General features: G+C 63.4%; 21 protein-coding genes and 1 pseudogene. 15 read left to right on the forward strand and 7 right to left on the reverse strand.

Going from position 1 to position 25806, the window contains the following annotated elements:
* The first annotated feature begins 58 nt into the window (after nucleotides 1-58).
* A complete protein-coding gene (locus EBS_RS04850; protein ID WP_043107611.1) occupies nucleotides 59-2041 on the forward strand; it encodes an SLC13 family permease in 1983 nt (660 codons plus the stop codon).
* A gap of 145 nt (nucleotides 2042-2186) precedes the next feature.
* Here EBS_RS04850 and EBS_RS04855 read toward each other — a convergent pair whose 3' ends face one another.
* From EBS_RS04855 to EBS_RS13935, 3 genes are read right to left on the reverse strand one after another with little or no spacing between them, the layout of a single operon-like run.
* Nucleotides 2187-3233: a hypothetical protein gene (locus EBS_RS04855; protein WP_052199313.1), complete on the reverse strand. Its 1047-nt coding sequence runs from the start codon at nucleotides 3231-3233 to the stop codon at nucleotides 2187-2189.
* A 40-nt stretch (nucleotides 3234-3273) separates the two neighbouring features.
* Nucleotides 3274-3804 carry a hypothetical protein gene (locus tag EBS_RS04860; RefSeq protein ID WP_043107612.1) on the reverse strand — a complete coding sequence of 177 codons (531 nt, stop codon included), beginning with the start codon at nucleotides 3802-3804 and terminating at the stop codon, nucleotides 3274-3276.
* On the reverse strand, nucleotides 3801-4019 hold the full coding sequence (locus EBS_RS13935) for a hypothetical protein (protein ID WP_148307665.1): 219 nt from the start codon (nucleotides 4017-4019) through the stop codon (nucleotides 3801-3803). Before EBS_RS13935 ends, EBS_RS04860 begins: the two co-directional genes overlap by 4 nt.
* Here EBS_RS13935 and EBS_RS04865 point away from each other — a divergent pair.
* From EBS_RS04865 to metA, 4 genes are all read left to right on the forward strand, one after another.
* Nucleotides 3996-5687: a cation:proton antiporter gene (locus tag EBS_RS04865; protein ID WP_052199314.1), complete on the forward strand. Its 1692-nt coding sequence runs from the start codon at nucleotides 3996-3998 to the stop codon at nucleotides 5685-5687. The two genes, EBS_RS13935 and EBS_RS04865, sit on opposite strands and share 24 nt — an antisense overlap.
* Entirely contained in the window at nucleotides 5677-6330 is a 654-nt protein-coding gene (locus tag EBS_RS04870; protein ID WP_043107613.1) for an RluA family pseudouridine synthase, read from the forward strand. Before EBS_RS04865 ends, EBS_RS04870 begins: the two co-directional genes overlap by 11 nt.
* A gap of 261 nt (nucleotides 6331-6591) precedes the next feature.
* Entirely contained in the window at nucleotides 6592-7440 is an 849-nt protein-coding gene (locus EBS_RS04875; protein ID WP_043107614.1) for a hypothetical protein, read from the forward strand.
* Between the two features lie 4 nt (nucleotides 7441-7444).
* Nucleotides 7445-8509, forward strand: a complete 1065-nt coding sequence (gene metA, locus EBS_RS04880) for a homoserine O-succinyltransferase MetA (RefSeq protein WP_043107615.1) — start codon at nucleotides 7445-7447, stop codon at nucleotides 8507-8509.
* Between the two features lie 12 nt (nucleotides 8510-8521).
* Here the strand turns inward: metA and EBS_RS04885 are convergent, their stop codons facing one another.
* From EBS_RS04885 to EBS_RS14220, 3 genes and pseudogenes are all read right to left on the reverse strand, one after another.
* Nucleotides 8522-8860: a hypothetical protein gene (locus EBS_RS04885; protein WP_043109262.1), complete on the reverse strand. Its 339-nt coding sequence runs from the start codon at nucleotides 8858-8860 to the stop codon at nucleotides 8522-8524.
* A gap of 103 nt (nucleotides 8861-8963) precedes the next feature.
* On the reverse strand, nucleotides 8964-9761 hold the full coding sequence (locus EBS_RS04890) for an inositol monophosphatase family protein (protein ID WP_043107616.1): 798 nt from the start codon (nucleotides 9759-9761) through the stop codon (nucleotides 8964-8966).
* Nucleotides 9762-9833: 72 nt separating this feature from the next.
* Nucleotides 9834-11254: pseudogene (locus EBS_RS14220) on the reverse strand (undecaprenyl-phosphate glucose phosphotransferase).
* Nucleotides 11255-11514: 260 nt separating this feature from the next.
* Between EBS_RS14220 and EBS_RS04900 the strand changes: the two are divergent.
* Nucleotides 11515-12096, forward strand: a complete 582-nt coding sequence (locus EBS_RS04900; protein WP_231892870.1) for a polysaccharide biosynthesis/export family protein — start codon at nucleotides 11515-11517, stop codon at nucleotides 12094-12096.
* Nucleotides 12097-12233: 137 nt separating this feature from the next.
* Nucleotides 12234-13286 carry a hypothetical protein gene (locus tag EBS_RS04905; RefSeq protein ID WP_043107617.1) on the forward strand — a complete coding sequence of 351 codons (1053 nt, stop codon included), beginning with the start codon at nucleotides 12234-12236 and terminating at the stop codon, nucleotides 13284-13286.
* 5 nt (nucleotides 13287-13291) lie between these two features.
* Here the strand turns inward: EBS_RS04905 and EBS_RS13950 are convergent, their stop codons facing one another.
* Nucleotides 13292-13618 carry a hypothetical protein gene (locus EBS_RS13950; protein ID WP_171816186.1) on the reverse strand — a complete coding sequence of 109 codons (327 nt, stop codon included), beginning with the start codon at nucleotides 13616-13618 and terminating at the stop codon, nucleotides 13292-13294.
* 513 nt (nucleotides 13619-14131) lie between these two features.
* On the opposite strand from EBS_RS13950, the gene EBS_RS04910 reads away from it, so the two are divergent.
* From EBS_RS04910 to EBS_RS04945, 8 genes are all read left to right on the forward strand, one after another.
* The gene (locus EBS_RS04910) at nucleotides 14132-15919 is read left to right on the forward strand and encodes a Wzz/FepE/Etk N-terminal domain-containing protein (RefSeq protein WP_148307667.1); all 1788 of its coding nucleotides are present in this window, start codon (nucleotides 14132-14134) and stop codon (nucleotides 15917-15919) included.
* Between the two features lie 47 nt (nucleotides 15920-15966).
* On the forward strand, nucleotides 15967-16755 hold the full coding sequence (locus EBS_RS04915) for a polysaccharide biosynthesis tyrosine autokinase (RefSeq protein ID WP_171816187.1): 789 nt from the start codon (nucleotides 15967-15969) through the stop codon (nucleotides 16753-16755).
* A gap of 48 nt (nucleotides 16756-16803) precedes the next feature.
* On the forward strand, nucleotides 16804-18114 hold the full coding sequence (locus tag EBS_RS04920; RefSeq protein ID WP_043107619.1) for an O-antigen ligase family protein: 1311 nt from the start codon (nucleotides 16804-16806) through the stop codon (nucleotides 18112-18114).
* Between the two features lie 117 nt (nucleotides 18115-18231).
* A complete protein-coding gene (locus EBS_RS04925) occupies nucleotides 18232-20166 on the forward strand; it encodes a WD40/YVTN/BNR-like repeat-containing protein (RefSeq protein ID WP_043107620.1) in 1935 nt (644 codons plus the stop codon).
* Nucleotides 20167-20216: 50 nt separating this feature from the next.
* Nucleotides 20217-21209 (forward strand): sulfotransferase family protein, encoded by a 993-nt coding sequence (locus EBS_RS04930; RefSeq protein WP_269446343.1) that lies wholly within the window; start codon nucleotides 20217-20219, stop codon nucleotides 21207-21209.
* Nucleotides 21210-21345: 136 nt separating this feature from the next.
* Nucleotides 21346-22281 carry a sulfotransferase family protein gene (locus EBS_RS04935; RefSeq protein ID WP_043107622.1) on the forward strand — a complete coding sequence of 312 codons (936 nt, stop codon included), beginning with the start codon at nucleotides 21346-21348 and terminating at the stop codon, nucleotides 22279-22281.
* 90 nt (nucleotides 22282-22371) lie between these two features.
* Nucleotides 22372-23175 (forward strand): sulfotransferase domain-containing protein, encoded by an 804-nt coding sequence (locus EBS_RS04940; RefSeq protein WP_231892847.1) that lies wholly within the window; start codon nucleotides 22372-22374, stop codon nucleotides 23173-23175.
* 397 nt (nucleotides 23176-23572) lie between these two features.
* Nucleotides 23573-25801, forward strand: a complete 2229-nt coding sequence (locus EBS_RS04945) for a multicopper oxidase family protein (protein WP_081999825.1) — start codon at nucleotides 23573-23575, stop codon at nucleotides 25799-25801.
* Nucleotides 25802-25806: the final 5 nt, after the last annotated feature.

Consider the following 25806-nt stretch of genomic DNA (forward strand, 5'->3'; position numbering starts at 1 on the left):
CGGCCGGGGGGTGACCAGGCCGGAACTTCCATCGTCCTTGCGAGGGGTGAGCACGTCGATGTCAGCGCAGTCTGAAACCCAGGATCCCCGCTCCCGGTCGATCGATCGCAAGCAGGCGGTCGCGGCCCTGGTGTTTCTGCTCACCGCCCTCGGCCTGGTACCGATCGTGCCCAGCGTGGAGATTGCCTGGGTGAGCGCCATCCTGCTGTTCACCATCTACCTGTTCGCCTTCGAGGTGGTGAGCGTGGACGTGGCCGCGGTGCTGGTGATGGTGCTGCTGGGGCTGACCTCGCTGGCCGCGCCCTTCATGGGGTTGAGCGAAGGGCTGGTGGACAACAAGCACCTGTTCGACGGTTTCGCCTCGAACGCGGTGATCTCCATCATCGCGGTGATGATCATCGGCGCGGGCCTGGACAAGACCGGGGTGATGACCAAGGTGGCCGCCTTGATCCTGCGTATCGGCGGCAAGACCGAGGCGCGCATCATTCCCATCATCTCGGGCACCGTGGCCTTCATCTCCTCGTTCATGCAGAACGTGGGGGCGGCGGCGCTGTTCCTGCCGGTGGTTTCGCGCATCTCGGCGCGTTCCGGCCTGCCCATGTCGCGCCTGCTGATGCCCATGGGCTTCTGTGCCATTCTCGGCGGCACCGTGAGTATGGTCGGCTCCAGCCCGCTGATCCTGCTCAACGACCTGATCCTCACCTCCAACCAGGCTCTGCCACCGGATCGGCAGATGCAGGCCTGGGGCCTGTTCTCGGTGACGCCGGTCGGCGTGGCCCTGGTGCTGACGGGCATCGTGTACTTCGTGATTGCCGGACGCTACGTGCTGCCGGTGACCGAGAGCGAGTCGAGCGCCACCGGCTCGGATACCCTGGGCTATTTTCATGATGTCTATGGCGTGGACTACAGCCTCTCCGAGGTGGTTGTGCCTGACGACAGCCCGCTGGTGGGCAAGCAGCTCGACGACATCGAGACCGACTACCGGGTGCGCGTCATTGCCCACAAGCGTCCGGGCGGCGAGGTGAACTTCGGTCCCGGCACCCTGGCGCGCGATACCGAGATCATTGCCGGGATGGTACTGGGCATCGTCGCCGACCCCAGGGACCTGGACCACTTCGTCGACAAATACGGTCTGGAGCAGCGCGACCGCCTGCGTACCTTCGCCGAGGCCCTGTCGCCGCGCAAGTCGGGTATCGCCGAGGTGGTCATCCCGCCGGGCTCGAACCTGATCGGCAAGAGTGCGCGTGATGTCTGGATGCGCAAGACCTACGGCCTGGCCATGGTCGGCCTGCACCGCAACGGCAAGACCCTGCGTGAGGGGGATGATATCCGCAACATGCCCTTCCAGGCCGGCGACACCCTGGTGGTACACACACCCTGGAACGTGCTCGAGCGCATCGAGAAGGACCGCAATTTCCTGGTGGTGACCACCGAGTATCCGCGCGAGGAGAAGCTGCGCCCGCACAAGGTGCGCTGGGCGGCGCTGTTCTTCTTCGTGGCGCTGAGCATGGTCCTGTTCACCGATATCCGCCTGTCGGTGGCGCTGCTCACCGGGGCGGTGGGCATGGTGCTCTCGGGGGTGCTCAAGATCGACGAGGCCTACCAGGCGGTGAGCTGGAAGACTATGTTCCTGCTCGCCTCGCTGATTCCACTGGGCCTGGCGGTGGAGACCTCGGGCACCGCGCGCTGGATCGCCCAGGAGGTCGTCGGCCTGGTCGGCGATGCCGGGCCCTGGGTGATCCAGACGGCCATCGCCGCGCTGGCCACCTTTTTCACCCTGGTGATGTCCAACGTCGGCGCCACCGTGCTGCTGGTGCCGTTGGCGGTCAATATCGCCATCCAGGTGGATGCCGACCCGGCGGTCTACGCGCTCACCGTGGCGATCGCCACCTCCAATTCCTTCCTGATTCCCACTCACCAGGTCAATGCTCTCATCATGGGGCCGGCCGGCTACCGCGTACCCGACTTCATGCGTGCCGGCGGCATCATGACGGTGCTGTTTCTGGTAGTGATGATGGTGATGATGAACCTGATGTTCTGAAACCGGCGCGGCCGATCGACCGCAAGACACCCTGCAAGGGGTCCGGAAAGAAACGCCCGGCAGGAGCGGAGTCCCAAGCTCCCACCCTGACAGGGTCGCCGACCCTGTCAGGTGAACAGGCCGGGCTTCAGCCCGACAATACGGCTTAGCGCGCGAGCAGCGTTGGCACGTCCTGGATCCCCAGGCCCCGCTCGGCGAGGTGGTCGCGCAGGAAGCGCTCGCTCAGGGTCAGCACCTGGCGCAGTTCCTCTTCCTCGATTCCCAGGATCAGGTTGGCGACCACCTCGGGTGGCAGACCTTCCCGGTGGACCAGGGTGAGCGCACGCCGCCACAGCGAGGGCAGGGCACCCAGCAGTTCGTAACAGGCGTCGACGGCCTCGGCCTGGGCGGCTTCTTCCGGGCCGGGGATCTCGGTGTCGGCGATCAGGTCCTCGACATACAGGTCCTCGTCGGGCTGGTAGAACTCGCCGATCTCCTCCCCGACCATGTCCTCGGCCTGCTCCATGGCGTCTTCGGGGACTTCGTCTTCCAGCGAGACCAGTTGTTCATCCGCGTGCAGGCGCCGCGTCTCTTCCTCGAGGATTTCGGTGGTCACGCGGATCGCCACCCGGTACAGGCCCTCCTCGTCGTGCGGCACCTCGTCCCAGCGACGCTGGATGCGCACGTACATCTCGTCGCGCACGTCGGCCAGCGTGGGATAGTCGTCGGCCAGCAGGCCGTTGGCGCGCAAGTAGGTCAGCTCGTGGCGTAGCCAGGATTCGAGGCGTGGCAGCAGGCTGGCCAGCGAGACCTCGACCTGTTGCTGCGCCTCGGGCGTCAGCGCGTCCAGCCGGCTCTTGAGTTCGCGCAGGCGGCGCCGGCGGGCCTTGCGCTTCCAGTCGTGCTGGTGGCTGATGTGGGCGCGATGGCGTTCAGCCTGCCGCGCCAGCTCCTCCAGCGTGTTGTGCAGCGCCTTGTCCAGCAGAGGATCGCTGGACTGGGCGACCAGCACCTTGCGCGGCGGCAACTGGATGCGCGCGGTCACGCGGTGATCCAGCTTGCGTTTTTCCAGCGTCAGGCGCACGTGTGGCAAGGCATGCTCGAAGGCCTCCAGCGCGGGTTTCAGGTGGCGCTCGGCCAGGGTCTCCACCGTGTGACGGACAGTCTCGTGGTTGTCCTTCGGCAGGTTGCGCCAGGTGATGTCGATTTTCATGGCTGAATGCCTCCGTCGTGTTGTTGTCGTTGTGGGCGCATCAGTAGGCTGTGCCGAAATGCGGGTCCACGTCGTGCCGCAGGCGGGGCAGGCCGGCGAGCAGGTGAATGGTGAATACCGGTCCGTAGGGGAACAGCTCGTAGAGGTGTTTCTTTCCTCCCTTGTCGGCAAAGGCCTTGAGCAGCACGCGATACACCCGGTAGGCGCTGGTGGCCTCGGTGGCGCTGAGCTGGCCATACTGGCAGGTTTCGGTCTTCTTGCCTTCCATCTCCGATTCGCACTGCGGGTCTTTCAGGCAGTCGATGTAGCGCCAGTAGGCACGCATGTCGGTGTAGCGTGGCGCGTGGGTCTCACAACAGTAAGTGTAGAAGTCGAGCAGAAAGTCAATGACTTCCCAGTGTGCCTCGGTCAACTCGATGCCGACTTCCTCGGCATTCTTGCGGATGCGATCGCGCAGTTCCTCGCGCGGGGTGTCGCGCACGATCTGTGCTGGCGGGAAGTCCGCCGGGGGCAGTACCACCGGAGCGAGTCGTGCCAGGATGCCCTCGAGTCTTTCGTCACCGGTGTTCATGTCGGGTCCTCCATGCGTTTCGGTTTTCTTGTTCCGTCCTTCACAGTGAGGGCAGTCGGCAGCTTTTCAATGCAGGGTGAGGCCATCCGCATGGTATTGTCGTTTTCTCGCGGCGTGTCCTTGAAAGGCCGCTGGGCCGACGCCAATGAGAACGGTTCGTCCTTGCTGCTTGCACGATCTACCTTTGCCAGATGACGCATGAACTGCTGTTTCACCTGATGTTGCTGCTGCTCGGCAGCGCCGGCCTGGTGGTCCTGTGCCATCGCCTGGTGCTGGCCGGGCTGGCGTTCGGCCCCTGGGGTCTGGGCCAGCTGGGCGATGCCGGAGCGATCCGCGTGCTGGCCGAGGTCGGTGTGGTGCTGCTGATGTTCACCATCGGCCTGGAGTTCTCCCTGCCGCGTCTGCTCGCCGCGCGGCGCCTGGTGCTGGGGCTGGGTGGAAGCCAGGTGGCCCTCACCACCGCGGTGTTCGCCGGCGGCTTCATTCTTGCTGGGGTGTCGCCGGCCTTTGCGGTGATCCTGGGCGGCGCCTTCGCCATGTCCTCGACCGCCATCGCGCTCAAGCAGCTCGGTGAGCAGGGGGAGCTGCGCACCGTGCACGGTCAGGCCGCCACGGCGGTGCTGCTGTTCCAGGACATCGCCGCGGTGCCCTTTCTGGTACTGCTGCCGCTGCTGGGGAATGATGGCGGCTCCTTCGGCAGCCCGCTGGGCATCACCCTGGTCAAGGCCCTGCTGGTATTCGTTACGCTGGCGGTGCTGGGGCGCAAGCTGTTGCCGCGCATTCTGCACTGGGTGGCCGATACCCACTCGCTCGAGCTGTTCATGCTGACGGTGCTGTCGCTGGCACTGGCGGCGGCGGACCTGTCCATGGTCGCCGGCCTGTCGGCCACCCTGGGTGCCTTCATGGCCGGCATGCTGCTGGGCGAGACGCATTTCCGGCATCAGGTGGAGGCCGATATCCGACCCTTCCGCGATCTCATGCTGGGGGTGTTCTTCATCAGTATCGGCATGCAGCTCGATCCGGGCATCCTGCTGCGCCAGCCCCTGTGGGTGCTGGCGGTGGTGACCGGGTTGGTACTGCTCAAGGGGCTGTTGATCTGGGTGCTGGTCCGGCTGTTCGGGCATGCGTCTGACGATGCGCTGCGGGTCGCGGCAGTGCTGGCACATGGTGGCGAGTTCGGCCTGTTGCTGGTTTCTCAGGTGATGCTGCTGGCGTTGGTGGACAGCGTGCTGCTGCAACCGGTGCTGGCGGGACTGATCCTCAGTATGCTGCTCGCGCCCTTGCTGATCCGTTTCAACGGCCGTCTGGTCAGGCGTCGCGGCAGCGCCTATCTCCCGGGCGAGCCGGAAAATCTGCCGGAGAGGGTGGGCGAACTGCACGATCACGCGGTGATCTGCGGCTACGGCGCGCTGGGGCAGGGTGTGGCCGCGGTGCTCGAGGAGCGCAACGTGCCGGTACTGGCGATCGACCGCGATGCCCGCCTTGTGCGCGAATGCCGCGCCAACGGGCATGCAGTGCTGTTCGGGGATGCCGGCAACGCGGTCCTGCTCGAGCTGGCGAGACTGCCGCAGGCGCGGGCCTTGGCGATCACCTTCCATGATCCGCCGGCGGCGCGGCGCATCATCGCCCAGGCACGGCGCCTGCGGCCCGGGCTGCCGATACTGGTGCATACCGAGCACGGCTGGACGGGCGACGAGGAGCGCCTGCCGCCGAATGTGACCATCTTCGATTCGGTGCTCGAGAGCAGCCTGATGTATGCCCGCGCCTTGCTGCTGCTGGCGGGTGTGGACGATCAGAGCAGCGAGCGCGCGGTGGCCGAGGTGCGCGCCAGCGACTATTCCGTGTTGCGCCAGGCCGAGCCGGAAGACGATCATGCGCTATGAACCACCGCCCGACGAAGGACTGGCGATTCACTATCGCGACGAGCACCTGCTGATCGTGGACAAGCCGGCCGGGCTGCTCAGCGTGCCCGGGCGTGGCGAGGACAAGCAGGACTGTCTCTGGAAGCGCGTGCAGCGACACTTTCCCCAGGCCCTGGTGGTGCGCCGGCTGGACATGGCGACCTCGGGGCTGGTGCTGTTTGCGCTGGATCGCGAGGCACAGGGCCGCATGGGGCAGCTGTTCGGAGAGCGTCGGGTGCACAAACGTTACGTGGCGGTGGTGGCGGGCTGCGTGATACAGGATGATGGCAAGATCGACTTGCCGCTGACCACCGACTGGCCCAACCGTCCGCGCCAGAAGGTGGATGCCCGGCTGGGCCGGCCGGCGTTCACGCACTGGCGCGTGCTGGCGCGCGATGCCGAGCATCGGTTCACCCGGGTCGAGTTGCTGCCGCTCACCGGTCGCAGCCACCAGTTGCGCGTACACATGCTGGCGCTGGGTCACCCCATTCTGGGCGACGAGCTGTATGGCGATGCCCCGGTGCGACAGGCCGCCGCCCGGCTGCTGCTGCACGCGCAGGCGCTGGCCTTCGAGCACCCTGCCAGTGGGGAGAGGGTAGAGGTCGAGAGCCCGGTGCCTTTTTGATGGTTCGCGACGAGGACGTCGCTCCTACGGGCAGGAGGCCCGTCCCCGCGCCGAACCGTCCCGGGCTGCAGGGTTCGCGGCGGGGACACCGCTCCCACAGGTGATGTAGGAGACCTGTCCCCGGGCCGAATCGTTCGCGGCGGGGACGCCGCTCTAGCGTGTAGGAGGCCCGTCCCCGGGCCGAACAGGGGACGGCTTGGCGCCTGCGCGTCGGTGCCGGATAATGCCAGCTTCTGCATCAAGGTTCGCCCGGGGGGCACAGTGAAGTTCGACGTCGAGACATTCCGCCGCTGGGATCGCAAGAAGGTCACCCTTCTGGGCATGTCGGGGGTGGGCAAGACGCACATCTCGAGCATGCTGCGTGCGCACGACTGGTTCCACTATTCGGGCGACTACCGCATCGGCACCCGCTACCTGGACGAGCCGATCCTGGACATGATCAAGGCGCGTGCGATGGAGGTTCCCTTCCTGCGCGAACTGCTGCGCCGCGACTGGATCTACATCCGCAACAACATCAAGGTCTCGGATCTGGGGCCGGTGCTCTCTTTTGTCGGCAAGCTGGGTGATCCCGAGCGGGGTGGACTGGAGCTGGAAACGTTCCGCCGCCACCAGGCGCTGTACCGCGAGGCGGAGATCGCGGCCATGCGCGACGTGCCCGACTTCATCCGCAAGGCACAGGAGATCTACGGGTACCGGCATTTCGTCAACGATGTCGGCGGTTCGCTGTGCGAGCTGGACGAGCCGGGTATCATCGAGTTGCTCGAGGCACACACCCTGATCCTCTACATCAAGGTGACCGACGCCGAGGAGGAGCAGAAGTTGATCCGGCGTGCGCAGAGCGATCCCAAGCCACTGTACTATCGTCCCGATTTCCTGGACGAACAACTGGCTATCTACCTGCGCGAGCATGGCCTGAACTACGCGGCCGAGATGGACCCAGACGATTTCACCCGCTGGGTGTTTCCGCGCCTGTTCCACTCGCGCATTCCACGCTACGAGGCCATCGCGAAACGTGGTTACACCGTCACCTCGCAGGAGGTGTCGGGGGTACGCGACGAGCAGGACTTCCTGGCCCTGATCGAACAGGCCATCGCGCGCGAAGCGGAGTGAGACCATGCCGATAGTCGCTCACAACGATCTGCCGTCCTTCGAGCGCCTGCGCAAGGAGGGGGTGACCGTACTCTCACCCGAGCGGGCGAGGAACCAGGACATCCGCGAGCTGCACATCGGTCTGCTCAACATGATGCCGGATGCGGCGCTGGTGGCGACCGAGCGGCAGTTCTTTCGCCTGGTGGGCGAAAGCAACCCCATCGCCCAGTTCTACGTGCACCCCTTCACGCTGTCGGAACTGCCTCGCAGCGAGAAGGCGCAGGCCTATATCGATACCTGGTACGAGCCTTTCGACAAGATTCGCGAGGAGGGACTGGACGCACTGATCATCACCGGCGCCAACGTGGTCGGCCCCGAACTGTCTACCCAACCGTTCTGGGAGCCGCTGATCCGGGTCATCGACTGGGCCTGGGAGAACGTCACTACCACCCTGTGTTCCTGCCTGGCGACCCACGCGGTGCTGGAGTTCCGCTACGGTCAGAAGCGGCGTCTGCAACCGCGCAAGATCTGGGGGGTGTTCCCGCACCGGGTGATGGACAAGGCGCACCCCCTGGTGGCCGATGTGAACACCCGCTTCGACGTACCGCATTCGCGCTGGAACGCGGTGGAGCGCGACCAGTTCGATGCCGCCGGCCTGCGCGTGCTGGTCGAGAGCGAACAGGTGGGTGTGCATCTGGCGACCAGCGCCGATGGTCTGCGCTTCGTATTCTTCCAGGGGCACCCGGAGTACGACACCATCTCGCTGCTCAAGGAGCTGAAGCGTGAGGTCCTGCGTTACGCAGCAGGCGAGATCGACGCCTTCCCGCCATTCCCCGAGAACTACCTGGGCGAGCGCGAGCAGGCGCTGGTGCGCGAGTACCGCTGGCGCCTGGACCAGGCACTGAAGGCCGGCGGGCCGTTGCCGGAGTTTCCCGAGTCTCTGCTGATGCCGCGCCTGGACAATACCTGGCACGATACTGCCGAGGCGGTGGTGGGGAACTGGATGGGCCTGATGTACCAGGTGACCCACCGGAGCAGGCGGATCCCGTTCATGGAAGGGGTCGATCCCGACAACCCGCTGGGGTTGTGAGCCGGGTGGCGCTCAGTGCGCCTTCTTGACCTCCTCGAGGGGGTCGGTTTCGTCGTCGCTGGGCTGGACCCGGTGGGCCTTCGGGCTCCACAGATCGTGACAGCGGTCGGCCTCCACGCCTTGCAGGGTGGCCAGCGTCCACACCGCTGCGATGCCCCACATGAGCAGGCCCAGGCCCACGGTGTACCAGCTGATCCCGGGTTCGTTGGTCGGGCCGCCCATCAGGCCGTAGATCACGCTGATGACACCGAACAGCCAGAATACGGTGATGGGGGCGGCACAGTTGGTGCCACAACCGTAGCGGCAGGCGCCGACGGGCGGGATCAGGGTGGCAGTGATAAGGCCTTTCATCTCTCCGGGTTCCTTGACCATGGTTGTCGGAGTCGATGAAAGCACAGCCCCCCGCGGACGGCAACGGGGGAAAACCCTTTGTCGCACGGCACGTTTACGCGGGTCAGGCGCGCAGGGCCTCCGGCACGTGGGGGGCGAGCCGCTTCACCATGGCCTGATGAACCTTGAGGTTGCCGGCGATCACGTTACCGCTCTCCAGGTGACGGTTACCGCCACGGATATCGCTGACCGCGCCGCCGGCCTCGCGCACCAGCAACACGCCGGCGGCGAAATCCCACACCGACAGTCCCAGTTCCCAGAAACCGTCGAGGCGGCCAGCCGCCACGTAGGCGAAGTCGAGTGCCGCCGAGCCGGGGCGGCGGATGCCGGCGGTGTCTTCCACCATGGCGCCGAGCATGGCGAGGTAGTCGGCCAGGTAGCGCTGGTCCCGGAAGGGGATGCCGGTGCCGATCAGTGCCCCCTTGAGTGAGCGCTGGTCGCTGACGCGCAGGCGCCGGTCGTTGAGCTGGGCGCCCTGGCCGCGGCTGGCGGTAAACATCTCGTCGCGCAGCGGATCGTACACCGCCGCGCTGATCAGCTCGCCACGGTGTTGCAGTGCGACGGAGATGGAGAACTGCGGAAAGCCGTGCAGGTAGTTCGTGGTGCCATCCAGCGGGTCGATGATCCACTGGTAGTCGTTGCCCGCGTGTTCCCCGCTCTCCTCGGCGAGGATGGCGTGGTTGGGATAGGCGCGGCGGATCACCTCGATGATCGCGGCCTCGGTGGCGCGATCGACCTCCGACACATAGTCGTTGGCCTGCTTTTCGCTGATAGTCAGTGTGTCGATGCGGTTGTAGTACCGCATCAGAATGCTGCCGGCCTTGCGGGCGGCGCGTACGGCGATGTTGGTCGTGGGATTCATGGCGCGCGAGGATACGGCAAAAGCGGCCGTCGGGCCAGCATCGTCGGTCGGGGTCGGGATCGAGGGCCGGGTTCAGTAGGCGTTCTTGCTGAACAGGGTAAAGGCAGTCTGGGCGATGATCGCCAGGTCCAGGCTGAGCGACCAGCTGTTGATGTACTCGATGTCGTATTCCACCCGCTTGGCCATCAGTTCCAGGTTCCGGGTCTCACCGCGGAACCCCTTGACCTGGCCAGCCCGGTGATGCCGGGCTTGATGCGGTGGCGTGCCAGGTAGGCGGTGATCCGGCCGGCGTATTCCTGGTTGTGCTGTACCGCGTGGGGCCGTGGACCCACCAGCGACATGTTGCCGGCCAGTACATTGAACAGTTGCGGCAGCTCGTCGATGCTGGTGCGGCGGTCGATGCTGGTGCGGCGGATGAAGCGCCCGACCCGGGTCACCCGCGGGTCGTCGCGCGTGGCCTGCTGGACCTCGGCATCCACCTCCGGTGGCTGGATATGCATGCTGCGGAACTTGCAGATGCGGAACACCTTGCCGTCCCAGCCGGTGCGTGGCTGGCGATAGAACACCGGGCCGGGGGAGTCGATCTTGATGGCGATGGCGGTGAGCAGCATGACCGGACTGATCAGTCCCAGGATGAGGGTGGCCAGCACATAGTCTTCCAGGGCCTTGAGCAGCCGATTCAGGCCGGTCAGCGGTGTCTCCGACAGGGTGAGGAGCGGCAGGCCGTTGAGCTCACCGATGCCGTGGTTGATCAGCGGCAGGGAAAAGATGTCGGGCACCCAGTGCACGCTGGCGTTGCGGTCGAGCAGCTGGAAGTACAGCGGTTCGATGGCCGGCGAGGCGTTCAATGGCACCGCGATGTAGACGATGCGGATGCCATGCCGGTCGATCAGCTCGGCGGTGTCCTCGATGCTGCCCAGGATCCGCGGCTCGCTGTTGGAGACGGTATCGCACGGTCCGGTGTCCAGCGACACGGCGCCGACGATGGACTGGCGGATCCAGGGGTCGTCGTGGATACGGCGATAGATCTGTCGGGCCAGCTCGTCGTCGCCCACGATCAGCGCGCGCGTGGTGTGTTCCGGCCGCTTGGACCAGTCGAGCACGAGATGGAAGGTCACGTGGATCAGTCCCTGGGCGGCCAGCCCGGCGACGTAGATGATACCCAGGGAGATTCTCGAGTAGGTCTCTGTCTCCCTGGTGAGGAAGCCCAGCAGCAGCAGAAAGAGGAAAGTCGACGACCAGGCCTTGCCCAGCGAGAGGATGTGCCGGGTGAAGCTGGTGTGGGAATAGTAGACACCGAAGTGGTCGTAGAAGAAGGCCATGGTGCCCAGCAACAGCAGCAGGAGCACGACATAGGGCTCTGGGAAATGGCCGTTGTGGATCGAGGTGACGGTGGCGTAGTAGATGGCCGTGATCGCCATGCCATCGGCGATTGCCAGAGCCAGGTGGTTCAGCTTGCTCGATGCCCGGTGAGTCTGCGGAATGCTCAGCATGGCGGGTCGGTGGGGCCGGGGCGATGGTTGTTGGCAGAGAGGGCGTACCCAGACACTCCCGTTCCCTGGGGGCTGGCGGGCCGCCGCGGCGGGCCCTGGGGGCCAAATGACATCGGATCACCGTGCGTCGAAGGCTTCGTGGAATTCATTGTAGTACATTGACGCTGTTTCTCCGGCGGCCTGTTGCCTCGTGCTCAATGGAAATGGGGACTATAGTCAGTGGCGGAATACAGGACAGAATCGAGGCGATGGAGCGAATGATGAAAAGTGCGGGCGGGTCGTTTGTGTCTGGACTCTTTGGGATCGTATTGCCGTTGTGGTTGGGGGTCGGGTTGTTGGTACAGGCCGATGAGGAGCCAGTCTATACGATTCAGCCTGGCGACGTTCTGGCGATCTCGGTGTGGAAGGAGCCCGACCTGCAACAGGACAACGTGGTGGTTCGTCCAGACGGTGGGTTTTCCTTTCCCCTGGTCGGTGATGTCAGGGCCAGAAGCAGGACGGTCTCGCAGTTGAGCGACGTGATCTCGCAACGACTGCGGAAATATATCCCCGACCCGGTGGTGACGGTGAGCATTCGCAAGATGATGGGCAACCGCATCTACGTCCTCGGCCGGGTACATCATCCGGGGGAGTTCGTGGCCAACCGTCCCTTGTCGGTCGTGCAGGCACTGGCGATGGCGGGTGGGTTGACGCCCTATGCCGATACCAAGGCGATAAGGGTGTTGCGCGGCGCCGGCTCCCATCAGCAGTCGTTGCCTTTCAACTACAGCGAAGTGGAGCAGGGGCAGCACCTGGAGCAGAACATCGTGCTGCAACCCGGTGACGTGGTGCTGGTTCCCTGATGCGGGTGTCGCATGTGGCAGGAAGTCCGGTCGTTGCTCGAGCCGGTCCTTTCCTGTTGAAGGGAGTCGTGGTTGCCCTGGCACTTTGTTCTACGCGCTTGCCGGCGGCTCAGTGGCTCTCGCAGGCACATTTTCAGGTGAACAGCTTCGTCGAGGACAACGTGCGTCTGCAGGCGAACGGCGGCAAGGGCTCTGCCGGTGTGGAACTGGGCAGCCATCTCGCGCTGAACTTGCGTGATGAGATCAGCCGCTGGGAAATCGGGGTTGGCACGCAGCGCCGGCACTATGTCGCGGCTTCCGGGCTCGACACCACGAATATCGATCTGGCGGCCGGGATCACCCGCGACCTGGAGCGTGGCCATCTTGTCCTGGATGCGGCCTACCGGCGGGATTCCACGCTCAGTAGCGAAGAGGGGACCTCGGGTCTGGTCCAACAGCGGGTGCGTCGGGAGCGGCGCTCGCTGGAGGGGAGCTGGACGCATCAGGCGGACGAGCGCCTCTCCCTGACCTTTTCCTCGGCGTATGAATCGGTGGCCTATGACAAGGCGGCCTTGTTCGGGCTATCGGACTATCGGTACGGGCGCCTGGCTACAGAGGTTCGCTACGGCATGGACGAACGCAGCAGCCTGTTCGCCGAGTTGTCATATTCGATCTATGAGGGCAGCCAGCGAGACTACCGCGCACGCATGCCGGCCATCTTCATCGGTGGCACGCGGAGGTCCTATGGTGATTGGGATCTCAGTGTACGGGCCGGGGTGCGAAAGGACCACCATGAGACGGCAACCGGGTCGGAAAGTGGTAACAGCTTGATCTATGGCCTGTCGCTCAAGCATGCGGGGCCCACGGACAAGCTGGAACTGGCGCTGGAGCGCGACGCGCGCCCGGCCGGCATTGGCGAGATGCTGGGTACGGAGCATCTGGCGTTGCGCTGGAGGCGGCATTTGACGCCACGCTGGCGATTACATGTCGATGCCGATCTCTATCGCAATCGGCGGCTGTTGGGCCTGGGCACGGCACGCGAGCGACACTTTCTGCGTCTCATGCCGCGCCTGAGCTACCAGGTGGGTCCTGAATGGCGGCTGGTCGGTGGCTACCGGTTCCGCTATCAACGCTACGAGGATGCCGCCGACAGCGCGCGGGCCGGCATGCTGTTTTTCAACATCATCCATGACCAGCTTCCCCTGCCCTGATCGGCTCAAGCCATGCCGCCGCGGCGCCCGGTGCTGAACAGGGCAAAGCCCAGGATCGCGGTGGCGAACAGCCAGAGGCTGTTGGACAGCGAAGCGTTGTTCACTGCTGGATTCATGGGGCTTTTGTTCGTCACCTGCGGTACGGGTGTGGGCGTGAGTGACGGGTGGTGGGCCTCGGATTCGGCTGGTTTCGCATCGAAAACATAGTTGCCGCGGCTGCTGCCATACGACGTTGTCTTCATCGGAGTGTCGAGTGCCACCGGCACGGCGTCGAGTGAAGCGTATAGCGTTCCGGCGCTGGCCGTACCCGACAGCAGCAACAGTCCGATCACGCACCTGGCGCATGCGGTCTTGAGGCCTTTCCTGTCCATCGTTGTTCCCCAGTTCAGATTGGTGTCGGTCAGTGAGGGGAAACGCTCATCCGCCGGTCCCGGCGTGATGGCGTTGTCGAGACACCCATCCTGAGTCGTCTCTCCCGTTGTCTGATCCGTGAGGGGGAGTATTGGGTAGTACGGTCATGAAAACAGGTAGTCCGGCACCCCATTTTGTGTAGGCCGTCAGGTGGGGGAGGTGGGGTTTCACTGGACGCCCGGATGTCCAATGGTAGGTGTTCCCTCCATGGACTGCGGGGGGGCTGGGTCTCTATATTGGCTATACGAGGAAGTGAGCGGGAAACACATCGACTTTCAGGACCGGCGGGTAGCTGCCCGTATCGCCGGTGGTCCTGCTGCAAAGGGCAGTCTCCACTCAGCTGCTAGACTCCTGGGAAGACCGAATATCCGGGCTCGTATAACCCGAGTGCTCGACAAGGGGCATGGCCAGGGGGGCATGCGCCCGGTCGAGTGATGCGCCGCGTCGGGATGAGCAGATTGGACAATAGAATGATTTATAGAAAACGGATGCTGGAATTCAGTGATTATGTGACGATCCTGCGGCGTAGAAAGGGCGTCTTTCTCATTCCAGCCTTGTTGGTCCTGGGCATCTGTGTGGCGGTTGCACTGGGGATCCCGGCGGTCTACGAGTCGCGGGCAACCATTCTCGTGGAACAGCAGGAGGTGCCTGCGGACCTGGTACGTTCCGCGGTCGGCTCTTATGCGGGGGAACGGATACAGATCCTCAGCAAGCGGGTGATGAGTTCCACCAACCTGCGGCGCATCGTCGAACGCTACGGGCTCTACCCGGCAGCGGACGGCGAGCCCAGCATGGCTTCCCGTATCGAGCGTATACGGGAGAATACGGCACTGGAATTGATCAGTGCGGACGTGGTCGATCCCCGCAGCGGTCGTCCCAGCAAGGCGACCATCGCATTTCAGCTTGGCTTTGCCTATCCCGATCCCGTCGTGGCCCAGCAGGTGACGGCGGAGCTGGTGTCGTTGTTTCTGGATGAAAACGTCCGGCAGCGTACCCGCTCGGCCACCGAGGCTTCCCGTTTCCTCGCGCAGGAGGCCGAGGGTCTGAAGGAAGAAGTCTCTCGGCTGGAGAGGCGCCTGGCGACTTTCAAGGAGCGACACATCGGCAGCCTTCCCGACATGCAGCAACTCAACCTCCAATCGATCGAGCGTGTCGAACGGGACATTGAAAAGACCGATGCGGCGATGCGCTCCCTGCAGGACCGCATCGCCTATCTGCGTTCGCAGATGGCGCGCATGCCGAGTCACCTGCCGGGAGGTATGGACCTGGCGGGAGGAGCCAGCGAGAGGCTGGGCGTGCTGGAGGCCGAGTATACGCAACTCTCGGCCCGCTATTCCGCGAGCCACCCCGACATGGTACGCCTGTCCCGCGAGCTTGCCGCTTTGCGGCAAGAGGTTGGAGAGGGTGGAGACCTGGGGCAGCTTCAGCGCCAGGTGGTGGAGACGGCAGCCGAGCTGGCCCGCCTGGAACAGCGTTATTCTGCTGAGCACCCGGACGTGAAGAAACAGCGACGTGCGCTCGAGGCCGCGCGTCAACAGTTGGTGCAGGTGCAGGCGCCGGCCTGGAGGAGCATCCCCGTCGTTGCGGGTTCAGATAACCCGGCCCATGTCCAGTTGCAAGTACAGTTGCAGGCGGCCGAACTCGATCTGCGCTCGCGCAAGCAGCAACGCGAGCGCCTGCTCGAGCAGTTCGATGAGGTGGAACGGCGCCTTGCGACCGCACCTCAGGTGGAGCGGGAATACCGCGAACTCGATCGCGATTACGAACAGGCCCTGGAGAAATACCGGGAGGTGAAGGCCAAGCAGCTCGAGGCAGACCTGGCCGCCTCGCTGGAGAAGCAGAACAAGGGTGAGCGTTTCTCTCTGCTCGAGCCTCCGCTGGTCCCCGAACGATCTGTCCGGCCCAATCGGCTGGCATTGCTGTTCCTTGGTGTGGTGCTGTCGCTGGGGGCAGGCCTGGGCAGCGTGGCGATTGCCGAGGGGGCCAATCATACGGTCGGTTCTGCCCGGGAGCTGGAAACATTGACCGGCATGCCACTGCTGGTCGTGGTGCCGCACATCGCCACCGCGCAAGAATTGCAGCGGCAGATGAAGTTGCGCCGTGGCCTGGCGATTTTGCTGTTGTTGTTTGGGGTGATCGCTGTCGTCGCGTTTCACCGTTTCGTGATGCCGATCGACGCATTCTGGTATGCGGTCGAACATCGGCTGGAACTGGGTCGGTAGCTAGAGCGATGGAGCGAATACAGGAAGCACTGGAGAAGGCTCGGCGGATGCGGGAGCAGAACCTGCCACCGACCGGGACGGTCGCCCTGAAGACGACAGGGCGGCAGCCGGTACGGATACCGTCCGGTTCGGCGTCTGCTCCTGTCGACTATACGCAGACGCACGTGGTGCCGGTGGAAAAGGAGGTACTGGAGCGCAATCGTCTGGTCTCGGCGACCCCGGATCATCCCCTGGCGGATGTCTTCCGGGTGTTGCGTACCAAGCTGTTGCACAAGATGGAGAACGATGGCCTGCGGTCGCTGGCGATCACCAGTGCGACCCCGGGGGCGGGCAAGTCGGTGGTGGCGGCCAACCTGGCCATCTCCCTGGCCTCGGAAGAATCGCACACCGTGCTGCTGGTGGACATGGACCTGCGCCAGCCGAGCGTGCATACCTGTTTCGACCTGTCGCCGCAGAACGGACTGTCGGACTTTCTTCAGGGACGGGCAGACTTGCAGGACCTGTTCATCAATCCCGGTATCGAGCGCCTGGTGATCCTGCCTGCGGGACGACCTGTCGCGCAGTCGTCCGAGCTGCTTTCCACGCGCCGCATGGCGCAATTGATGGAAGACATTACCCATCGGTATGCCGATCGCATCGTGATCTTCGACATGCCACCGCTGCTGGGCCTGGATGACGTTCTGGTACTGTCGCCGGAGATCCATGCCAGCGTCCTGATCGTCCCCGAGAATGGCAACACGCAGGAGGAGGTACGCCAGGCCATGGAGTTGTTGCCAGAGCGGGGCTTCATGGGCGTGGTGTTCAACAAGGCGTCGGATGGTGTTCGCAGTTACTGATCAGAGGCGCGAGAGGCTGGCGGGCTGGGTCTGCCTGGGACGGATGCCATGCTAGCGATACTGCCCAAGATCATCGTGTTCTCCGGCTCGCTGCTTCTGTTGGCCGGTGTGATCAGGCCGTTGCTGGTGGTGCAGGGTTACCTGGTCGTTCGCCCCATGGTCCAGCCGTTCGCCTGGCTGCAGTACAAGTTGTTCGGGCTGCCGGTTGCCTTGCCGTTGAGCGTTATCGTCATCGCGTTGGGGATGTTGCTTCCCCTGGCTCGCCCGCACTGGGTCCTGATCCCGGACCGCGGTGGCTTTTTGTTGCTGTTCCTTTTCATTGCCATGATCTCTGCCGGGCTATCGGCAGACTTCAAGCTGTCGGTTGCTGCACTGGTGAAACTGGCGACGGTCTGGTTCCTGTATGTCATCGCCTTCAACAGTGTGCAAGATGAAACGGATGCCAGGGGGATTCTCGATGCGGTGATCCTTTCCTCGGTGATCCCGGTTGCTTTCGGGTTCTATCAGGAGGTCACGGGCAACTACGACATGATCTACGACGCCGAGGTGGACCGGGTGAGCAGCGTTTTCGCCACCGGTAACGACTACGGCATCTTTCTTTCGCTGGTCACTGGCGCGTTGGCCATACGGCTGCTGGTGACGGACTCGCGCGCGTACCGGATACTGTTGCTGCTTCTCCTCGTCGTCGTTCTGGTATCCCAGGTATTGGCCCTGAACCGCGGGACCTGGGTCGCGCTGACACTGGGCCTGGCCGTGGCATCGTTGAGGTATCGGCGACATCTGAACCTGAAGTGGCTGTTACTGGGGGTCTTGGTGTTCCTGGCGGCCTTCTCCGGACGGATCATGGAACGTTTTGCGGAACTGAACCATCCGTCGGAGGTCCATTATGCCGCCACCAATACGCTGGAGGGTCGGTTCGCATATTGGCGTGCACTGGTGCCGGTGGTTCTCGAACGCCCTGTGATCGGGCATGGCATAGGCACCAATACGCTGATCAGCGAGGAGCGCCTGGGCAGGCAGCACAAGCTGCACAACGATTATCTTCTGGTGTTTCTCGAGACCGGTGCACTGGGCCTGATCGCCTACGTGGCGTTTCTCTGGCATCTGCTGGTCGCCTTTCTGTCCGGTGGCATGCCTTCCAGGTTATGGCCCTGGGGGTTTTCCATGTTGATGCTCACGGTGTACTTCGTGGTGATGTTGGGGTTTCAGAACATCGTTCAGAGCATCCTCAATTTCCTACTCTTCCTGGTCCTGGTGGCGACCGCCTCCAAGCTGGCCCTGCTGGCGCCGGCAGAGCAGGAGATGCAGCACGACAGCCTCGGCCACCCGGTTCCACATAACGAAACACATGGAGAATAAGTGATGACAGATAACAAGAGCGGGGGCGGCAGGTGTCGTTCTCTGAATGGAGGGTTGTACGCAGCATTACTGGTGTGCGCCGGGGCAACGTGTGCGGCCTCCTGGCAATCGCTTCCCTTGACGACAGTCGAACAGGAGGAACGTGGTATCGCCGGTGGCGAGGGATTCCAGCAGGTGATGGCCATCGCTTATGCGCCTTCAGCGCCGGAGATTGTCTATCTCGCCTCCGATACGACCAGGGTCTGGAGGTCCAAGGACGGTGGCAGTCACTGGCGTTCCGTGTCCAACGGCCTGGATTCCAACGGGGTCTGTTCCTTGCTGGTGCATCCCGAGAATCCCAAGGTGGTGTTCGCCGCGGCCTGTCTCGGACCAGAAGCGGCGCGGGCCCGCAAGAGCCCGAAACGTCGGGAGGGGATCTTTCTTTCCACGGATGGTGGCAGGAACTGGTCGCTGATGCGGTCGACGGAGTTCCACAAGCAGCGTTCCATGGGTTCGCTGTTTGCCATCGCCCCCCGTTCCTTGAAGGACAAGAGTTTCACCGTGTACGCCGGCAGCTACAGCGAGGGCCTGCTGGTGAGCCGTGACGGGGGAAGGCAGTGGCGGCAGACGGGTTTCAACCCGGGTCCGATCCGGGACCTGGAAGTCTCGCCGGCCGATCCTGACGCCTTGCTGCTGGCGACGGCCAAGGGGCTTTACAGCTACCAGGACGGCAAGGCGACCCCACTGGGGAAAGACCTGCCAGGGATACCAACCAACCTGGCAGTCACGCCCGCATCACCCGACCGTATCGTGGCAGCGGTCGACGGCCGCGTGATGGTCTCCGATGATGGTGGAAGCCATTTTCGGTTGGCTTCCTCGGGGCTGCCCCCGGTAGAAAGATCCCATGTCGCCGATGTCTACGCCAGTCCGCTCGATGCGGACCGGCTCTATGCCACCACCTGGAAGAACAGCGACAAGGGGCCCTTCTTTTCGCGTGACGGCGGACGCCACTGGTCGCCTTCGGCCTCGATCCGTACCTTTGGACTGACGGCTGGCAAGGGGTTCTGGTTTCCGAGCCCGATCGCGCCTCATCCTTCACAGGCGGACATGGCACTGACCGCGTCGAACGGTAAAACCGTGGTCCTGCGCACCGCCGATGGGGGGAGCAGCTGGGTCTACAGTGGCAGCGGATATACCGGTGGTCGGGTCATGGACATGGCGGTGGTCTCCGACAAGGAGTGGTATATCGGACTCACGGATCACGGCCTCTGGCAGACGGTTGATGGTGGCAAGTCGTTTGAGCAGCGCAAGGTTCCCGGCGTGCACCCCACGTCCATCGGCGGTGTTTCCGTGTCCGGGCAGCAGCTCGTGGTGTCGGTCGGTGGCTGGGACACGAAACACCTGGCCATATCCAATGATGGCGGTGCCCGTTGGCGCCATGCGCGTACCGTAAAGGGTTCACTGAACCTGATCCGGCATCATCCGGACGATCCCAGGGTCATCTATGCGGGCGGCTTCCGAAGCAACGATGGGAGCAGGAACTGGGCGCGACTGGATCATGCGGTTCGTGCCGTGTTCTCTGGAAATGGCGATCTTGTCTATGGGTTCGACAGGGCGGAGCGCCGGGTGCTTGCCTCGTTCGACAGGGGAGACAACTGGAGCGCCATTGCGCGTTGTGCCGATCTGAGCGGCCGGGTCAACGGCATGGCGGCTGATCCGCAGCGTGTCGGTGTGCTTTACCTGGCCAGCAACCAGGGCGTGTTCAAAGTGGAGAATGGCCTCTGCCGCAAACTGGGAATGGGCAAGGGCTTCAAAAAGGACAGCCACGGGAGTTACGCGGTCAGGTCCATTGCGGTCGACCCTGCCGATCCCTTGACTGTCTATGCCGGGCGTTGGGCGCCGGGGCGGGGGGCATCGGCTGGCCTGTACCGTTCCACCGATGGGGGTATCAACTGGCAGCCGTTCAATTCCGGTATCAGCGGCTTGTTCGATGTCTGGTCGATTCATCCCGATCGGCGTGGGAGCCGGCTGTTCATCGGGTCGACCTTCGGCCTGCAGTCGCTTGCCCTGTGAGCGACTGACGATATGGCTGAGGCAGCGTGTTGAGAGGAGTCGTCTTCGTGGTGGGGGCATCGAGGTCAGGCACGACCTTGATGAGCCGGATCCTTGGTTGGCACCCCCTGCTGCTGGCCACCAACGAGCTGCATTATTTCGGCGACCTGTGCGACCCGTTCGACCTGGAGCAGCCCTTGCCTGAGGAGCAGGCAGTGGCGGTGGCGGCGACGCTCTATGCGCGGTTCCGGCGCGGATTGTGGCAGGACATGCCCGATGAGCGGGACTATGGTGATGCCCGCGCCCTGGTTGCGGGGCTCTGCTCTGCGCTCGACGGCAGGGTGTTGTTCGAGGCCTTCTTGCGGCAACTCGCGTTGGACCAGGTCGCCAACATCATCGTCGAGCAGACGCCCCGCAATATCTACTATGCGCAACGGCTGCTGGAGGCCTATCCCGAGGCGCGCATCGTGCACATGGTACGAGATCCGCGTGCGGTGCTGGCCTCACAGAAAAAGCGCTGGACCCGTCGCTGGCGTCTCAAGGCCCGCAACATCCCCTGGCGCGAAGCTCTGCGCGAATGGGTGGCGTATCACCCTGTCACCATGTGCCTGTTGTGGCAGAAGGCATATGTCGAGGGGACGGCGCTTGCAGGGCATCCCAGATATCTGCGGTTACGCTTCGAGGACCTCCTGGAGCGCCCGGCAGCGGCTGTGGAGGCCCTATGTGCGTTTCTCGGTGTCGGTTTCCACGCAACCATGCTGGAGGTGGAACAGGTGGATTCTTCCCTGCGCGCAGCGGATGAAGGTGCCTGTGGTGTGCAGGCACGAGCGGCCGGCGAGTGGAAATCGGTTCTCGACGCCGGTGAGGTGTTTCTGGTCGAAAAGATGTTGGGCAGGCCGATGGCCGAGCTGGGTTACCGGCCGGAAGGACAGTCGGCGTACTCGGCCTTGTTCTCCCTGGCATGGCATGGTTTGCGTTTTCCCTTTCACGTGGTGGCGACCCTGCTGATTGATCCGCGGCGTTTCCTCATCCAGTTGAAGGGCGTGCTGCGACGTGCTTTCTGATATCGTGCATTTCCGATATCCGGGAAAGAAACTACGACAGCCGATACCTTGGCCTGGTGCATGACAGACGCCCCATGGTTCACATGTCGGGTCGCGAGTCGGTTGTGCCGGCCCGCTTTACAAGCGCAGGAACAGGATGAAACTGCTCTATATCGCGGGTGACAATCGGTCGGGTTCCACCCTTCTGGACATGCTGATCGCCGGTCATTCGCGGGTGGTGACACTTGGCGAGGCGCACCAGCTGAGGGCCTATGTACGCAGGGATACGCGCTATTATCGGCAGACGCCGGGTGATCCGGCGCACGAGATGCGGTGTTACTGCGGCAGCACGCTCGATGCCTGCGAATTCTGGCGGGAGGTGCAGGCGGCACTGGATGTACCCCTGGACTCGCTGGAGCTCAAGCTGCTCATCAACCAAACCGAGTTGCGGGGAATGAAGCACCTGTGGCGGAGGCTGTTGTGGTTGAGCCTGAATGCCATACCGTCCCTGTACGAGTACGGCCCCCTGTTTCGCGCCACCGGGGGCGAACAGGTCGGTCGCGACAGTGTCAGGCTGTACGAGGCAGTTGCCAGGGCCAGCGGTGCGGAATACGTGCTCGACTCGTCCAAGGTCCCTCATCGCCTGTACGCCATTGCGCAGCGTATTCCCGAAGATACCCGCCTGATCCTGCTCTGTCGCGACTTCAAGGGCACGGTTTACTCCAAGGTGAAACGTGGCATCCCCATGCTCAAGGCGGCCCTTCAGTGGAAATGGACGGTGCGCCAGATGGAGCGTTTCAGCCGGAAGCTGCCCGCTGAACAGGTGCTGCGCGTGCGCTACGAGGACATCTGCCGGGATACGGTCTCCGAGATGCAGCGTATTTGCCGCTTTCTCGATCTGCCATACGAAGAGCGCATGGTCTCGGGTGAGCGCAGCGATCTGCATCACCTGGGAGGCAGTCCGTCGAAGTACAGGGGATTTCGGGATATCCGGCTGGACACTGGTCATGAGGCCGCGTTTTCCCCCTGGCACAGGAAGGTACTGTATGCCCTGGTCAGGAGAGAGGCGGCGCAGTGGGGATATGGTGCATGACGCCGTGGTCCATGGCCTCGGCATGATGGGGGGAGCATGTTTCCCCGGCGATTCTTGATGCCACGGTGGGTCAGAACATCAGCAAAAGGCGTGGCCCTGGCCTACAGGCGGGTGATCTCGCGTGATCGCGCCCTGCCGGATTTCATTATCGTGGGCGCTCAGAAGGCCGGCACATCGAGCCTGTTCCACTATTTGCGTCAGCATCCCCAGCTGGTTCCGCCCTTTACGAAAGAAGTACATTTCTTCGATGGGGGACTGCATCCGGATATCGACAATTTCGAGAAGCGGCCGGCCTGGTACCGCGCCCATTTCCCGCCGAAAAGCACGCTGGGCGAGGGCCGCCGGACATTCGAGGCATCGCCTCTTTACCTGTTCAACCCGCTCGTTCCGGAGCGCATCCACGACCTTGTTCCCACAGTGAAGCTCATTGCCCTGCTCAGGAACCCGACAGAGCGGGCCATCTCCCATTATTTTCACGAACGACGGGCAGGGCACGAGACATTGCCTGTGATGGAGGCTCTCCAGGCAGAAGAGCAGCGGCTGGCATCCGTGATGGCCAGCGGGGACTACAAGAGCGATGCCTTCATGAAGTTCTCATACAAGAAGCGGGGCCTCTACAGGGAGCAGCTGGAGCGTTTCACCGCTTATTTTTCCTGGTCGCAGCTCCTGGTCCTTAGCAGTGAAGAATTCTTCCGCGATCCGGGACAGACGCTTCGCCGGGTGTTCGAGTTCGTGGGGGTTGATCCGGAGTGCAGGGTGGGTGACCTGAAACCTCGTAACGTGGGGCGCGACAAGGCCAAGGTGGGTCCCGAGGTATACCGGTATCTGGACGACTATTTCGAGCCACACAATCAGGCGCTTTACCGCCTCATCGGGAAAGGTTTCGACTGGTAAGGCACTGGCTGCACCAGGAGACAGAACTGGGGACGGCCCCGAATCCACAACCTTGTCCGAGCGACACAGGGGGTCAATTCTTGGTGTCGCTTCACCTCCCGTAAGCAGGTGCCGATTCTGCCTGTAGGAGGCCCGTCCCTGGCCGAATTCGTGATGGGAGCACTGGTTCTGTCTGCAGGAGGTCCGTTGTCGGGCCAGCTGACCTCCTTCGCAAGTGGGAAAGGAACCTGCTCAGAGCTTCCTTTGCAACGGCATGCAGGCAATCCTCACGGATAATGCGTTTCTTCTGGGGTGTTCACCCCATATCTGCGTCTTTATGGTCAGCAAAATGGGGTCCCTGCCTGATGGGACGGGAGACGGGATCCGTCTAGGCTGTCTCTGAGCTTGGCAGGTCCGGATGATCCACCCTGTCAGGGCTAGTACCCCGCGTCTGCGTTGTTCTATCTCGATTCCGGCGGCTTCTCGCTCGCTGTGGCCTGGTTTTACTCGAACGGATAGCGATTGCTGTCCCTTTCGGCCATGGCGCGTGGATGATGCCCGAATCGATGCGAAGACCGTGTGGGTACGATGTGTTCGGGGATGCCCAGCAACCAGTCGCGCCAATGACAGGCGCCCAGGCAAGGAAACCATGGATCCAAGGGAGTTTCTCACACTCAGCATCCGGTCGGCGATGGCGGCCGGTCGCACCAGTGCCATACCCGCTTCCCTGCTGTACCCGCACAATACCAGGGCCGCGACCCTGGCGGCGGGTCTTTCTGACCCGGCCATGCAGCTCCTGTTCGTTCACCACACTCCGAATGCGCTGGCCGACAGCTTCAAGTATGTCCCGCGCAGAGACCGGTTGACGATCATTGCCGCACAGATCCGGCAGTTCACGGGACTGGTCGGGGCGGACGGTATCACACCGGTGGCGACCACCGTGTGGGGCTATGGCCCGAAGGATGCCTGTGTGAGCTGGCCGGGGATGACCATCGAGCGTCATGTCGCGGATGCTCCGCTCAAGGTTGTCTGGAAGAATCACCTCTACAGCGCGGTCCGCGAAGCCCCCTTGCCGCATCTGCTGCCGGTCGCAGCCAGTCTGCACCGGGTCTACTCGTTTCCGGGTTATGAGCAGTACAGCACGGAGACCGATGGTGTGCCCCTGGTGCCTCACGTGCATGGCGGGCGCAACGACTGGTCATCAGATGGCAATTCCGGGTGCTTCTTTTCTCCCAACAACGAGATCAGGGGCCCGCGGTGGGCTACCAAGATCCATGCCTACGGCGGACCGGACTGGAACGACAAGGCCGGCATGATGTGGTACCACGATCATGCACCGGGGATTACCCGGTTGAACGTCTACGCCGGGCTGGCCGGGCTCTTCGTGCTCAGGGACGACCTGGACACGGGACGTCCCGACAACCCCCTGGGTCTGCCGGGTGGACCCTATGAGCTGGGTTTTGCCATCCAGGACCGCATGTTCCGGAATGACGGGGAGCTGTTCTTTCCTTCCTGTCCCGGTGATGCTGTCCATGCCGATTTCATCGACGGGGAGGCATCTGCCCTGCCGCCGGACATCTTCCCTGCTGGCGGGCCGAGCACACCGACGGTGTTCTTTGGCGATCATATGGTGGTCAATGGCGTCATCTGGCCAAAGTACAGCGTCGAACCCCGCCAGTACCGGGTGCGTCTGCTCAATGGCTCTGACAGCCGGTTCATGCGCCTTCGCTTGAAGATGGTGCCAGCAGGAGAGACCGACCCGGCCGTCGGCGCGATATTGCCGTATTACGTCATCGGTTCGGATCAGAGTTTGAATGCTCGCGCTGCGCTGGTCGAAGAGGCTGATTTCCTGCCGGGCGAGCGGCTGGATCTCGTGGTCGACTTCAAGATGGTGCCGGTGGGTTACCGGGTGATCATCGAGAACCTCTTCGGTGATGCCCCCTGCCGTGGCGACCTGCCGGCCGAGGACGATCTGTTTCCCAACCGGCGCACCGACCGCATCATGGCCTTCGATGCGGAATTGCCGTTCGACACCACGATCACGGATGCGGTCGTCGTGGAGGGGTACGAGCTCGGTGGCGGGCCGGATGTGACGGCCACGCCGCCTGTCAGGGTTCGGCGCCTGGCGTTGTTCATGGGACTCGACGAACACGCTCGGCCGCAACCGCTGCTCGGTACGGCCGAGCCGGTGACCGATGTTGCCGGAGAGGTGGTCAACGGGGCCTTGCCGTGGCATGCGCCGATCACCGAGAACCCGGATGTCGGTGATACCGAGGTATGGGAGATCTACAACACCACGGGGCATGCCCACCCGGTGCATGTTCACCTGGTGCACTTCGAGGTGATGGAGCGCGAAGGATTTGCAGCCGACGTGTTTCCGCAGCCGGTGCTGCAACACAATGGCTCACAGGGACTCGGGTTCCGCCTGGAGAATATCGTTACTGACGGTGCGGTCAGTGGGCCCGGCGTGACCGAACAGTCACGGCGCGACATGGTCATGGCCCTGCCGGGCCAGGTGACGCGTATCAAGTTGACCTTCGGCAAGCCCGGCCGTTATGTCTGGCAGTGTTATATCCGTTCACATGAAGACAGCGAGATGGTGCGGCCCTTTCATGTGGGGCCGGTTTCCACCGGCGAGGGTGATTGATCGCG

It is taken from the genome of endosymbiont of unidentified scaly snail isolate Monju (assembly GCF_000801295.1).
GTDB lineage: Bacteria > Pseudomonadota > Gammaproteobacteria > Chromatiales > Chromatiaceae > MONJU.

Coding starts and splice junctions, on each gene's coding strand:
- EBS_RS04870 (WP_043107613.1), top strand. CDS start 5,677: ATGCGCTATGAACCACCGCCCGACGAAGGACTGGCGATTCACTATCGC.
- EBS_RS04860 (WP_043107612.1), bottom strand. CDS start 3,804: ATGAACACCGGTGACGAAAGACTCGAGGGCATCCTGGCACGACTCGCT.
- EBS_RS04850 (WP_043107611.1), top strand. CDS start 59: ATGTCAGCGCAGTCTGAAACCCAGGATCCCCGCTCCCGGTCGATCGAT.
- EBS_RS04900 (WP_231892870.1), top strand. CDS start 11,515: ATGAAAAGTGCGGGCGGGTCGTTTGTGTCTGGACTCTTTGGGATCGTA.
- EBS_RS04855 (WP_052199313.1), bottom strand. CDS start 3,233: ATGAAAATCGACATCACCTGGCGCAACCTGCCGAAGGACAACCACGAG.
- EBS_RS04890 (WP_043107616.1), bottom strand. CDS start 9,761: ATGAATCCCACGACCAACATCGCCGTACGCGCCGCCCGCAAGGCCGGC.
- EBS_RS04865 (WP_052199314.1), top strand. CDS start 3,996: ATGACGCATGAACTGCTGTTTCACCTGATGTTGCTGCTGCTCGGCAGC.
- EBS_RS04915 (WP_171816187.1), top strand. CDS start 15,967: ATGCGGGAGCAGAACCTGCCACCGACCGGGACGGTCGCCCTGAAGACG.
- EBS_RS04885 (WP_043109262.1), bottom strand. CDS start 8,860: ATGAAAGGCCTTATCACTGCCACCCTGATCCCGCCCGTCGGCGCCTGC.
- EBS_RS04910 (WP_148307667.1), top strand. CDS start 14,132: ATGCGCCGCGTCGGGATGAGCAGATTGGACAATAGAATGATTTATAGA.
- EBS_RS04920 (WP_043107619.1), top strand. CDS start 16,804: ATGCTAGCGATACTGCCCAAGATCATCGTGTTCTCCGGCTCGCTGCTT.
- EBS_RS04935 (WP_043107622.1), top strand. CDS start 21,346: ATGAAACTGCTCTATATCGCGGGTGACAATCGGTCGGGTTCCACCCTT.
- metA (WP_043107615.1), top strand. CDS start 7,445: ATGCCGATAGTCGCTCACAACGATCTGCCGTCCTTCGAGCGCCTGCGC.
- EBS_RS04945 (WP_081999825.1), top strand. CDS start 23,573: ATGATCCACCCTGTCAGGGCTAGTACCCCGCGTCTGCGTTGTTCTATC.